The organism is Pseudoalteromonas sp. S2755 (assembly GCF_005886535.1).
Lineage (GTDB): Bacteria > Pseudomonadota > Gammaproteobacteria > Enterobacterales > Alteromonadaceae > Pseudoalteromonas.
Window position 1 is genome coordinate 1 of the sequence record NZ_PNDS01000179.1, and the last position, 13,026, is coordinate 13,026.

The following is a 13,026-nucleotide window of genomic DNA, read 5'->3' on the forward strand; positions in this document are numbered from 1 at the left end:
AACGCAGTTAGCGCTAAAACTTGCTGGTAGAAAGGCATTAATTATCCCCAGCTCAGGTTATTTAGCTTTGGTAAATTCAGCCCACTCTACCAGCATTGGTAAAAAGTCTTCATAGCCACACACCGCCATCATACCCGACTCATCTAAAGCCAGTGCGTCTTCTTGGTACTGCGCTATGTCATCACTTTCATGAAACAGAGCGTGGCTTTCAAATAATGCTTCTTGCGGCGTAAATGTGGCGCGGATCTCTTTACCAGCCAACACAAGCTCTTCTTTTTGATTTGGCAGGTTTTCAATCTCTGTCAGCAGGCTGACAATACGCTCATGTGCAAGCTCTTCGCTCAGCCACCGACCTATCAACGCATGCTCGTCATTTAAGCGAGCTCGAAACCCAGAAAGTGGGTCACGAATAAACTGGTATTCCATCTTTACTTCTTAACTAAATCACCTTGTTTTATTATACCTAAGTAGCGTCCGCTAAGCATTCATTGATAGAATGACCTTTTAACCACTCGATTGTTGGTCAGCGCATGTCGCCTGTTGAGATCTTATTTCCTCTCATTTTTATCGTTATTTCTGGGTTTTTGAGTGCAAAGATAGGCTTTATTGCCATCAATCAGCTTGATGGCTTGCGTACTTTTATCTTTAATTTATGTATTCCTGTGCTGTTATTTAGCAGTATGGTGCAAGCAGATCTGGAAAGCCTCGCGACGGGCTCATTGTTACTATCCTTTTATCTTCCAGTCGCTCTGACTTATGTAGGCTTATACCTATTTCTTTTCAAGGCACAACATCGTTCAAAAGCAGACAGCGCAGCATTGGCATTAAGTGGCACCTACTCTAATACCGTGTTAGTCGGATTGCCGATTATCTTAATGGCACTCGGTGAGCAAGCCGCTGCCATGGTATTTATGATTATTACATTCCATAGTGCGATGCTGTTTTTTATGACATTTTTACTGGCAGCAAGACACAAAAATAAGGTGGATATTGTCAAACCCCTGCTGCTAAATCCAATAGTGATAAGTATTTCGGGTGGTTTGATATTAAACGTTGCTGGGTTAAAACTACCAAGCTTAATACTTGAAAGCTTTAGTTGGTTGGCAAAACCCGCCATTCCTGGGGCGCTATTTATTTTAGGTGCGAGTTTGGTACAGTATGGCGTACGAGGTAAATTACACGGTGCAATATGGCTAAGTTCAGTAAAACTGATGCTACTGCCGGGATTGGTTTATCTCTTTGCCACTTATTTAGGGTTGGCAACTCAACAAGTTCAGGTAGTGACTTTAATGAGTGCCTCTCCTTTGGGCGTTAATGCCTATCTTGTTGCTAGACAACTCGACAGCCGACAAGCAACGCTTGCGGCCACCGTTGTGCTGTCTACTGTGCTGAGTATGTTCAGCCTGACTGGTTGGTTATACTTTTTGGTATAACCGTTAATACCTAGGCGGCGTATACTTAGCAGCATCAATAATAGCCCATAAATGGAAAACGGCTGCAATCACGGGTGGAACCAATAAAAACCACAGTGCATATCCACCTACAACAACAATTGCGAAGATTAAAGCCGCCAATATACGACCTTGAACCAACTGACCAAGGCCAGGGAAAAAGACGTTACAAATCGCTGCAATTACATTACCACCAGAACCTTGTCCAGACATGGTTACCTCTCTTAGTTACTTAAAGTCTTTCTTTTTAATATATCAGATTTCATGCCAACCCTAACACTTTGATTTTAAAAGAAACCAATGAAACTCATTATTTTCTGTTCACTATAAGTTAGCCTAAACCACTAACTTTTAGCTTAAAGTTTAGCTATATTATGATGCGTAATTCAATCGCTTTGATTTACATAAAATAATAATGAAAACAGGATGTCTTATGCTTGGCAAGTTTACCACCCCACTAACAAAATTAGTCGACAAGTATCTACCCGATCCATTTGTGATTGTACTTTTACTCACTTTTTTGGTGATGGTACTCGCCACATTGTTTACGCCGGCAACGCCTGTCATGGTGCTTGAGGCATGGGGTAATGGTTTTTGGAAGCTACTTACTTTTGCGATGCAGATGTTGTTAGTTTTGTTATGTGGTCACATGCTTGCCGTTACCCCTCCAATAGCAAAAGCGCTAGACCGTATCGCAGGCCTAGCTAAAACTCCCTCTCAAGCAATTATACTCACCACCTTTGTTGCGATGAGCGCCAGCTGGCTAAATTGGGGATTTGGCTTAGTAGTCGGGGCTTTGTTTGCAAAGGCCATCGCTCGAAAAGTGAAAGTCGATTATCGCTTGTTAGTGGCTAGTGCTTACTCTGGTTTTGTTGTTTGGCACGCAGGCCTATCAGGCTCAGTCCCTCTGACTATCGCAACCCCGGGCCACTTTAGTGAAAAGAGCATCGGTATTATTACCACTTCAGAGACAATCTTTGCACCATTTAACCTGCTCATCGTACTCAGTATTTTTATCGTTTTACCACTTATAAATAAACTGATGCTGCCCAAAGATGATGACGCAGTTATTGTTGATAAAGAAAAGCTCATTGAACAAAGTAATGATATCAGTAACCGCGATACTCCGGCTGCAAAATTAGAAAATGCTTCATGGCTTGGTATGTTAGGAGGAGCACTCGGTCTTAGCTACTTGGGCTTTTACTTTATTTTAAATGCAGGCACATTGACATTGAATATCGTCATAGCCCTGTTTTTGTTCTTAGCCATGCTGCTACACAAAACCCCTGCAAATATTCTTAATAGTCTACAGCAAGCAATTCAAGGTGGTGCCGGTATCGTGATCCAGTTTCCTTTTTATGCTGGGATCATGGCTATCATGGTCGAAACAGGACTAGCGCAACAAATATCTCAAGGATTTGTTTCTATTAGCAGTCAATGGACATTACCGCTGTGGAGCTTTTTAAGTGCAGGCTTTGTAAATATATTTGTGCCTTCAGGTGGCGGCCAATGGGCAGTACAAGCACCAATTATTATTCCCGCAGCAGAAGCGCTTAATGCAGACATAGCCAGAGTCGCGATGGCAGTTGCTTGGGGTGATGCTTGGACTAACCTGATCCAGCCATTTTGGGCACTCCCGGTACTTGCAATTGCAGGCCTTAAAGCCAAAGATATTATGGGGTTTTGCCTAATACAATTGCTGGTAACGGGTGTAATTATCGCAACTTTATTGTTGCTGCCCCTGTAAGAAGGTGCGTAATGCACCTTCTTACACAGATTAACTTGATAAAATTTTCATTGGTAAGCTTAGGATTGGATTCTCTGAATCAGCAAAATGCATCATCACCGCAACATGACCTGTAATAACAACTATATACATAATGGCGCTGACCACTTGCCCATATCGGTCAAGGGGTAATAAGTGACTGTAATTACGGCCACGCCACTCGATCAGGATTTCAAAACTACCAATCAAAATGAATATTACCAGTAGGATTAAGCCAAAGGTGTAACTTGTCCAAAGGCCGAATAATACCCCAGCCATACACGCCAATAATCCCACCCAAGAGCGCATTGAAAAGCTTATGCTTTTTAGAACATGCCCACCATCTAACGGCAAAATGGGTAGTAAATTGAATAAGTTCAACAGTGCACTTAATACTGCAACACCAGCAAAGATTTCCATCTCTGTCGCGTAATATAACACCACTCCAAGGATTGAGGTTATCAACCCAAATGCCGGTCCCATCAACGAAATAACTACATCTTGCCAGCGGGTCGTGATCTTATCGTCACTTACAGCCAGGCCACCAACGAAAGGGATCAAATAGATGCCTTTTGTTTTAATCCCAAAATAGCGCATAGCGCGGACGTGGCCATATTCATGAACGACTAAGCAAGCCACAAGCATAAGCGCAAACTGCCAAGAAAATAGCCATGCGTACCCTGCCACGGACGCGCCAGCCAAGGCAGCTTTAACCACTTTGGCACTTTTAAATAACTTTAAGCCCAATGCCGCCAAACCAAATAAGCTGCGTTTTTCTTTAGGTGTTTCAGTGCTCACTTCAAGCCACTGAAGTTCAGCTCCATTTACTGCAATCCCAAGTAACCCCTGAGGTAACTGCTCTGTATTTACCGCCAGTGCTTGTCCATCAATGGTCGCTAAAATGCCATTATGTTGCTCTTCAAAGGTAATCGCTTGCTGCTCGACAAAAAGCTGTACTACTTGTTGTTGGTTAAAAAAGATAGATACCGCTTTGTCCGCTAGCGAAAGCTCGACTCTATTCATATTCAGATCCAAAGGTCATTTGGGGCATTATCGCTAAAAGCGTCCGCTTCATAAAGTGCTGCCGAAATCTGAATTAGAAAAATGCAGGTAAAGTGTCATTATTGCGCTTCAAATTGAGTAAAAATCACCTTTTAAAGCGTTTTGAGATTTGAGCACTTTAAATTATTTGTACTAGACTTTAAGGAGGTAAGGTATACGAAGGAATTGTTAATGTCATTAGCAAAACATCGGATAATGGTAGTAGATGATTCACCCGCGATCCTCGTCGTAATGCAGGCTATTATGACTGAGCTTGGTATTGAGCATGTCACAACCTGCTCAAGTGCGGTAAATGCTGTAGAAAAAATACGGCAAACTCCCCATCAATTTGACGCCATTTTTACAGATCTCAATATGCCCGAAATGGATGGCATGGAATTTATTCGCCAATTGGGAGAGCTAAGGTTCTCTGGCGGCATTATTATTATTTCCGAAATGGACGAAAAGATTATTGATCTAGCAACCAACCTTGCCAGACAGTCCAATGCACATCTCATCGGCAATATTTCCAAGCCCGTACAATTGGTTGATGTCGAGCGCATGCTCAAAAAAATGGAGACGTATACCACTGTTAAACGTAGCCGTATTGAAAAGGTGACCGAAAGCGATCTTTTGCACGCCATTAGTCACAACGAAATTACGCCTTACTATCAGCCAAAGGTTCATCGTGGTGACAAAAAAATTAAAAGTGTCGAAGTGCTTGCCCGTATCGTGTCTAAAAATACCGAGCAGGTTATTTTACCAGATCATTTCATTGGTGTGGCCGAAGATACCGATCTAATTAATATCATTACCTTCCAGCTTTTTGAAAAGGCGACGGATGAATTCAAAGCAATCAAGTCTGAGCTTAATTACCCGATTAAAATGGCGTTCAACTTATCACCCGTGCAATTAAATGATCTGAGCTGCCCAGATAAACTGGCACTTATTCTAGAAATAAACCGTTTAAAGCCCAGTGATATCATTTTAGAAATTACTGAAAACCAACCAATGAATCAGTCTATCCAATTGGAAACAATGAATCGCTTACGGATCCGGGGGTTTGATATTTCGTTAGACGACTTTGGTACTGGGTTTACTAATATTCAGCAATTAAAATCTTTACCGTTTACAGAGATCAAAATCGACCGCTCTTTGATAACCCATGTGGAATCCGATCGCTTTTCACAGGTACTTATCGACAGCTTAATCGACATCGCACAAAATCAACAGTTAGACATAGTAGCTGAAGGTATAGAGCGGATTGAAGAGCTACAATACCTTGACCGCTACAAGCATAGCCTGTTAATGCAGGGCTTTTTAATCAGTAAACCGAAACCACTAACAGACTTAGTCGGGTGGATACACTCTTGGCAGCGTATGATTAATTCGAACCCTTAACCTCTGGAGAGGGTGTTTCCTCTCCGTCGTTTTGTGCTTCAGGCGCTTCTTCAGCTTCATCGATGTCTTCAATCAAATTATCATGACTATCAACGCGCTCTCGCCACTTTTGCTTAGCTGCGGCCTGCATATTGGTAGTTTGCTCTCGCTCATCAACGATATCCATTCCCATTAATGATTCAAGTAAGTCTTCCAACGTAACTATGCCTTGTACATCGCCATATTCATCAATGACAAGCGCAATGTGTAGACGCTTTGCCAGTAACGCTTTGAATAGCTCTGGCGCAGCTAGCGTTTCTGGCACGGTGTAAAGAGGTCGCGATAGCTTACCAATTTTATAGTCTTCTCCAAGCCTATGATAAGCAAGCATAATGTCATTCTTATGTACAAAGCCGATGATGTCGTCTGTATTTTTATCAAATACCAACACCCGAGAAAAAGCAACCGAGCCATGCTCAGACAAATACTCGTGCACTGTCATATCTTTATGCACCTTAAATAACACCGTTCTCGGTGTCATGATGCTTTCTAGTTTGGCATGACGAAAACGTAATAAACTACGAATGGTTTCAGTCTCGTCCTGATGCAGTGCACCAGCTTCAGAGCCTATTTCCGCCATCGCTTCGATTTCTTGACGAATATAGTGAGCCTCATCTTCTTTACGGCCTATCACTTTTGTTAACTGATCCGACATCCACACAAATGGCTTTAAAATTCGAACTAGCCAAATCAACGCACTTGAAACAATCGGCGTTAATCCGCGCCAATAAGTCGCTCCCAGGGTCTTCGGAATGATTTCTGATAGAACCAACACCAGCAGTGTCATCACTGCCGACGCAATACCGACAGCTGCATCTGAAAATACCACTGCAGCTTGCGCGCCAACACCTGCCGCACCGGCAGTATGTGCAACTGTATTTAACGTTAAGATAGCCGATAAAGGCTGATCGATATTGTCTTTTAGGCGCTGAACTCGCGACGCTAATGCATCGTTTTCTTGCTTTAAGATCCCTATATGACTTGGCGTAATACTGAGCAGCACCGCTTCCATCACTGAACAGATAAAAGAGATCGCTATTGCCAAAAACATGTAGGTTAATAAAAAAACCAAGTAAATTCTCCTCTTAATTCAACGCTAAAACATTACTTAAACACATTCGTTGCTTTACTCATCAACACAGACTATTAAATTTAGGACGTCTATCGCAGCAATACAACCAGTTCAAAATACTATGATATAGTTTTATCGTATAATTACCTACAATAGGCGCACATAAATGAAACTACGTACAGCCGTTACTCTACTATTTACGGCAGTCTCAGCACAACTTTCAGCAAGCCCATTAGACGAATCAAAAATACAATTTTTGGGTCCCATCGCAGGCGAATCAACAATAAAGCCAGCGGATACAGCTCATCGTGATGCAATTATTGAGAACCTGCTACCATCATTACAACAAGACGCCAAACAGGTAACGCTATTCAATAATGAAAGCAAATGGCAAGCACTGAATAAAGTATCTCAATTAACGATACCCGGACTACAAGCTCTGAAGTTTAATTTCACTACTGAACGTTTTGTCTCTGGCAAACTCAAGCTTGAGGGCATCGAGAAAGCCAAAGTATTTCTAAATGGAGAGCCGGTCTCAGGTGTTAAAGAGGTTCAGCTTGATGTAGTCAAGGGCGATCATCAAATCCTCGTTATCGCTGAGCAGGTAAATGACTGGAATAAGGTTGATCTTAGCTTTGAAGGTGAAGCAGCGCATGACATTATCACGCTAACAGAAAAACAAACCAAAGCGTTGTCTGCAAAGCAGTTGTTTGATGCTCCAACAGTGAGTGCTATCTCACTTGCACCTAACGGCGAATATTACATTTCTACCGTACGCCACTACGATGATGAAAAAGGCAACTCAGCAATCACCGAAACTGCTTTATACAATGAGGATGGTGACATGCTTTACAGTTTCGATGGTATGAGTGCAAATAGCTTTGCATGGCGTGATGACAGCAGCAAGCTCACTTATTTAAAAGATAATAAAGCTTACATCCTTGATGTAAAAACCTTTAAACGTACTCAAGTTGCTACTAAGCTCAATGGCGCGAATAGTATCGAGTTTTTTGATAATGATACGCTTATTTTTGCGTGGACCAACAGCGGCAAAGAAGAAGGCAAACTGACTAAACATTATCAAGGATTAGAAGATAGATGGTCATATGCCCGCACTCAATCGCAAATCTTCTTACTCGATATCAAAAGTGGGCTACTTAATCCTGTGACCGTTGGCGCACAAAGCCACAGCTTGGCCGACTTTGACGCACAAGCAAACACGGTTTTAGCAACGCGTAATAAGCAAGACTATGCGCAACCACCTCACATGTTGACGGAGTTGGTAGAAATCGATCTATCAACCAATCAGCAAAATGTCATTGGCCAATACCGTACATTTAGTGGTGCTCAATACACTAAAAATGGTATTTATGTAACTGCAGGTCCTGATTTTGCTGAAGGTGCGGGGCGCAACTTACCTGAAGGTATGCTCGCGAATAACTATGATGGTCAACTTTATTGGATAGATCGCAAAGGCAACAATGTAAAAGCACTGAGTAAAAACTTTGATCCAGCCATAGGCAGCTTTACTGTACTCAATAATGGCGATGTGGTACTGAAAGCGACTGACCAAGATCGTCAACAGCTTTTCTTTTTCGACGAAAGTAAGTCCACTTTCAAACGCTTAAACACCGGACTGGATGTTGTCACGAACTATTCTGTGTCTAGTGAACGTAATCCAGAGATCTTATTCACAGGAACTACTGCATCAACTCCACAGCAGTTAAAAACCATGTCTGCCTCAGATAAGCGAGCTGACACGCTCTGGGACTCAACAAATATCGCATACCAGAATGCGGAAATTGCCAATCTCGAAGAGTTTAATTTTACTAATACTGAAGGCGTGGAGATAAAAGGCCGCGTGTATCTACCACACGATTTAGACAAAGCTAAAAAATACCCAGCACTTGTTTATTACTACGGCGGCACTTCTCCAGTGACTCGTGGCTTTACAGGGCGTTACCCCTTTAACTTATGGGCAGCAAAAGGCTATGTGGTTTATGTCTTGCAACCAACTGGGGCGACGGGTTTCGGTCAGAAATTCTCAGCAGAGCACGTCAATGCTTGGGGTGAACACACTGCTAACGATATCATCATGGGTACCAAAGAGTTTGTGAAAGCCTACCCTTTCGTTGATGGCAAACGTTTAGGTAATTTAGGTGCTTCTTACGGCGGCTTCATGACCATGCTGCTAACAACAAAAACTGATTTGTTCTCAGCTTCTATCTCACATGCTGGTATTTCTAATATTACCTCGTACTGGGGCCAAGGCTGGTGGGGTTATTTGTATTCTGGCGAGGCTTCAAAAGGAAGTTTCCCCTGGAACAATCCAACGCTTTACTCACAACATAGCCCGGTATTTAATGCAGACAAAGTAACAACACCATTATTGTTAATTCACGGCGACGCGGATACCAATGTGCCGCCAGGTGAAAGTCACAATATGTATACCGCATTGAAGATCCTTGGCCAAGATGTTGAATTGGTCGAATACAAAGGCGCAGATCATCAAATTTTTGCTCGTGACAAACGCTTCCATTGGTGGAATACCATGCTGGCTTATTTCGACAAACATTTAAAGCAAGAGCCACAGTGGTGGGAACATCTATACGGTAAGTAATCAACGCTAGGCGACACTCTGTGTCGCCTTTTTGTTTAGCGAAGCAGCAATCAAACACATCATTGTATATAATTTAATAATAAAGCTAGGTTTCCCCTTGATCGAACTAGGTTGTCAGGTTAACGTGCCAGATACAGAGTTGTAAGAATTCGTTTCATGCACTTCCAAGCAGCGATCTCTCAGTGTTATATTAACGACAATTAAACAACAATTAACAGTGAAAACATGAGCATAAAGGTTTTATTAGTTGAAGATGATGAACTCTTAGCAAAGCGGCTGTGTAGTCACTTTGAAAATACCGAGTTCAGTATCACTGTAGACAATACCGGGGCTACTGCGCTTGAGCTTATTCAATCTCAAACCCAAAACCCATTTGCACTTGCTATTGTTGATGTTGTTTTACCTGCCACCGATGGCCTGCAACTTGCGAAAGAGATTAATACCTTATCAGATCTTGGTGTCATCATGCTTTCCAGCCGAGACTCTCAGGCTGACAGAATCGCAGGTCTTGCGCAAGGTGCTGATGACTACGTTTGTAAGCCTGTTGATACGCTTGAGCTTGAATTGCGTATGCGTGCCTTATACAAACGTTTAGTTGGTAATAAAGACGATGAATCGGAAGAGTTTATCGAATATGCTGACTTTAAACTACACCCTGATAACCGTACCTTAATCAATCAACATGGTATTGAATCTCGACTTACCGAAGCAGAGCATAAAGTATTGATTTGTCTTATTTCCAATGCAGGAAGGGCAACATCCAGAGAGCGTATTTCAGAAGACATTGGGCAACCTGATTGGAGCCCAAGTGACAGAACGGTTGATGTATTAGTTGGCCGACTACGCAAAAAACTCGGCGATGAAAAAGAGCAAAAACGCATTGTAACGGTTCGTGGTAAAGGTTATATGTTGTCAGCTTAACCTTTACCAATAATACGCTCCCTCTCTATTGAAATGCCGTTAGCTAATATCGTGTTAACTGAGCTAACAACCTCTCCAACGCGCGATAGCTAAGCGCTTCCTTTAAATGTGATAAGCTAATATTAGGTGTCGAACTCAGATCCGCTATGGTACGTGCAACCTTGATTATTCGATGATATGAACGTGGCGATAGTTTTAGTTTTTCTGCTGCCTTTGCTAGAAATAAACGTTCAGCATCAGCAAGGTAGCAGATATGATTTAGCTCTTTGACACTCAGTTGATCGTTACATTTTCCCTGACGTGCTAAAGCTGCTTTATAGGCCAGTTCCACCCTAGCCCTTATTGTCGCGCTAGACTCTCCATCACTCTGGGATTGTAGCTCTTCTGTTTTTAGACGAGGTAATTCTACCTGTAGATCTATTCGGTCTAAAAATGGACCTGAAATCTTAGCCAAATAGCGCAATACTTGATCTGGAGACGCTCTTTTATCAGTGTAACAACCTGTAGGACTGGGATTTAATGCTGCGATCAGTTGAAAGTTTGCAGGGTAATCAACTTGCCGAGCTGCGCGCGAAATCGTTACCATGCCCGTTTCCATCGGTTCACGTAATGAGTCTAGCACCTTCCTATCAAACTCTGGTAATTCGTCCAAAAATAGAACACCATTATTTGACAGTGATATCTCACCTGGCTTAGGGTTCGACGAGCCTCCAACCAAGGCTACCGCAGAGCAAGTATGATGTGGAGCTCTAAAAGGCCTTGTTTTCCAGTTCGACTGACTGATTGTTTTTCCGAGTATGGAGTAGATAGAAGCTGTTTCTAGCGCCTGATTATCCGTCATTAATGGCATTATCGTGGGTAGGCGCTGAGCAAGCATCGATTTTCCAGTGCCAGGAGGACCAAGAAATAAAACGTTATGTCCACCTGCCGCAGCTATTTCTAGCACTCGCTTCGCTCCCTCTTGTCCCTTCACCTCAGCCATATCCAGCAAGCTCCCACCTGAAGCTTGTATATTTAAATCGTTTGGGTAGAGTTGATTAAACATAAGTGATTGCTGACCGCTTAAACCTAACCATGCTGTACGCAAGCAGCTTATAGCAACACGATTAGCATCAGCGGCAAGGCTCGCAACTGCATCGTTACCAACTGGTAGGTAAGCAGTTCGCCCCATCTTCGCTGCTGCAATAACAGATGGCAAAATGGCAGTGACGGTCCTCAGTTCACCATTTAACGCAAGCTCACCATAAAACTCTTTATCAGCAATAGTATGGCTATCTAACTGTCCTGATGCAACGAGAACACCTAGTGCGATTGCAAAGTCAAAGCGACCCCCTTCTTTGGGTAGATCTGCTGGTGCTAAGTTTACTGTGATACGCTGTTCTGGAAATAAAAAGCCAGCATTAACAAGCGCACTACGGACCCGTTCTTTGGCTTCTTTAACTGAGGTTTCGGGTAATCCAACAATACTAAAGGCAGGTAAACCATTGCTAAGGTGTACCTCAACAATTACCTCGGGTGCAGTAATACCAACTTGTGCTCGAGTGAAAACTCTTGCTAAAGACATCCATGTCTCCTACTTACTTAATATTTATATTTAAATACGTGTAACACCAAGTGGTATCGCATAGCCGCTAATCTCAATAACAAGGTTGCAGCCATCGACAATACCATTACATATTCCGTTGCCATGCCCAATTTAATTGCTTGAGTATAGACTACCCCACCAAAAATACAGGTGATCGCGTATAACTCTCCTTTTAGAAGAAGAGGGATCTCTCGGGCTAATACGTCTCTAATGACCCCACCAAAACACCCTGTCAATACACCCATGATCACAGCTGTAGTATCAGGCATTCCAATACTTAAAGCCTTTTGTACACCCATTACAGCGAAAAAAGCAAGTCCAATGGCATCAGCAACCTGCAGTACAGTTCTTGGAATATTTTGATGCCGATTTAACCACCATATACTCACAGCGACAGCAAATAAAATAGCGTAAATATAGCTAGTATCATGAAGCCAAAAAACAGGTTGATCCAAAATCAAGTCTCGTAATGTTCCCCCCCCGATACCAGTTACAGTCGCAAGGACAATCACACCAAAGCCATCCATATGTTTACTATGCGCGATTAAGGTTCCAGAGATCGCAAAAACCATAACCCCCAAGAGATCAAACCAATGATAGAGTTCTGACATTTCGTAATTAGTTGTGAAACAAAAGCAAAATCATAACGAAGATCTCACACAAAAGGTAGTGGGATCGCCAACATTTACAGTTTTCAATGTCCTGAGTAAAGTGTCTTTATAAAATATTTAGGATGAATGCTTACGGATAAACCGTCTACCATGCTGCACTGTATTGATGCTGTGACGGGAGCGAGTTTACCTCGCGATGTGTTAATTTTGCGGGCTTTTCTAAATTCCAAACAGCAAAAAACCCGTCGCATTGCTGCAACGGGTTTGACGTACATGGATGTACTGATGTCGATTAAATTCATGGATGAATGCTGTTAATCAACCTTAAATAAGGCCCTGGCTCGCGCCGAACTAGGATGTTTTACTCTCTTTGTTTGGGAAGCCCAACAGCTCGGCGGGTAAACCACCTCCGACCACGCGGCTCAGTGCTGATGCTGTGGTAGGAGCGAGTTTACCTCGCGAGGTTTTATATCTCAAATCTCTATGCCCCAAACAGCAAAAAACCCGTCGCATTGCTGCA

At 42.6% G+C, this 13,026-nt stretch carries 12 protein-coding genes; 6 read left to right on the top strand and 6 right to left on the bottom strand.

Going from position 1 to position 13,026, the window contains the following annotated elements:
- Nucleotides 1-57: 57 nt before the first annotated feature.
- Nucleotides 58-426: a YacL family protein gene (locus CWC03_RS22275; protein ID WP_138583711.1), complete on the bottom strand. Its 369-nt coding sequence runs from the start codon at nt 424-426 to the stop codon at nt 58-60.
- A gap of 104 nt (nt 427-530) precedes the next feature.
- Between CWC03_RS22275 and CWC03_RS22280 the strand changes: the two genes are divergently transcribed.
- Complete coding sequence (locus CWC03_RS22280; protein WP_138583712.1) at nt 531-1,433, top strand: AEC family transporter; 903 nt, start codon at nt 531-533, stop codon at nt 1,431-1,433.
- Nucleotides 1,434-1,436: 3 nt separating this feature from the next.
- On the opposite strand, the gene CWC03_RS22285 is transcribed toward CWC03_RS22280, so the two are convergent.
- Nucleotides 1,437-1,664 (bottom strand): hypothetical protein, encoded by a 228-nt coding sequence (locus CWC03_RS22285; RefSeq protein ID WP_010376621.1) that lies wholly within the window; start codon nt 1,662-1,664, stop codon nt 1,437-1,439.
- A gap of 220 nt (nt 1,665-1,884) precedes the next feature.
- Between CWC03_RS22285 and CWC03_RS22290 the strand changes: the two genes are divergently transcribed.
- Nucleotides 1,885-3,198: a short-chain fatty acid transporter gene (locus tag CWC03_RS22290; RefSeq protein ID WP_138583713.1), complete on the top strand. Its 1,314-nt coding sequence runs from the start codon at nt 1,885-1,887 to the stop codon at nt 3,196-3,198.
- 30 nt (nt 3,199-3,228) lie between these two features.
- Here the strand turns inward: CWC03_RS22290 and CWC03_RS22295 are convergent, their stop codons facing one another.
- Complete coding sequence (locus CWC03_RS22295; RefSeq protein WP_138583714.1) at nt 3,229-4,239, bottom strand: metalloprotease; 1,011 nt, start codon at nt 4,237-4,239, stop codon at nt 3,229-3,231.
- A gap of 210 nt (nt 4,240-4,449) precedes the next feature.
- On the opposite strand from CWC03_RS22295, the gene CWC03_RS22300 reads away from it, so the two are divergent.
- Nucleotides 4,450-5,658: an EAL domain-containing response regulator gene (locus CWC03_RS22300; RefSeq protein ID WP_102055961.1), complete on the top strand. Its 1,209-nt coding sequence runs from the start codon at nt 4,450-4,452 to the stop codon at nt 5,656-5,658.
- Here the strand turns inward: CWC03_RS22300 and CWC03_RS22305 are convergent.
- Entirely contained in the window at nt 5,642-6,769 is a 1,128-nt protein-coding gene (locus CWC03_RS22305) for a hemolysin family protein (RefSeq protein ID WP_171040309.1), read from the bottom strand. The genes CWC03_RS22300 and CWC03_RS22305 overlap by 17 nt on opposite strands.
- 166 nt (nt 6,770-6,935) lie before the next feature.
- On the opposite strand from CWC03_RS22305, the gene CWC03_RS22310 reads away from it, so the two are divergent.
- Both CWC03_RS22310 and CWC03_RS22315 read left to right on the top strand, forming a co-directional pair.
- A complete protein-coding gene (locus CWC03_RS22310; protein WP_138583715.1) occupies nt 6,936-9,389 on the top strand; it encodes an alpha/beta hydrolase family protein in 2,454 nt (817 codons plus the stop codon).
- A 225-nt stretch (nt 9,390-9,614) separates the two neighbouring features.
- On the top strand, nt 9,615-10,310 hold the full coding sequence (locus CWC03_RS22315; protein WP_017219015.1) for a response regulator transcription factor: 696 nt from the start codon (nt 9,615-9,617) through the stop codon (nt 10,308-10,310).
- Between the two features lie 43 nt (nt 10,311-10,353).
- Here CWC03_RS22315 and CWC03_RS22320 read toward each other — a convergent pair whose 3' ends face one another.
- Both CWC03_RS22320 and CWC03_RS22325 read right to left on the bottom strand, forming a co-directional pair.
- Entirely contained in the window at nt 10,354-11,874 is a 1,521-nt protein-coding gene (locus CWC03_RS22320) for a YifB family Mg chelatase-like AAA ATPase (protein WP_138583716.1), read from the bottom strand.
- Between the two features lie 17 nt (nt 11,875-11,891).
- On the bottom strand, nt 11,892-12,506 hold the full coding sequence (locus CWC03_RS22325; protein ID WP_128727552.1) for a trimeric intracellular cation channel family protein: 615 nt from the start codon (nt 12,504-12,506) through the stop codon (nt 11,892-11,894).
- A gap of 126 nt (nt 12,507-12,632) precedes the next feature.
- On the opposite strand from CWC03_RS22325, the gene CWC03_RS22330 reads away from it, so the two are divergent.
- A complete protein-coding gene (locus tag CWC03_RS22330; protein ID WP_138583717.1) occupies nt 12,633-12,824 on the top strand; it encodes a hypothetical protein in 192 nt (63 codons plus the stop codon).
- Nucleotides 12,825-13,026: the final 202 nt, after the last annotated feature.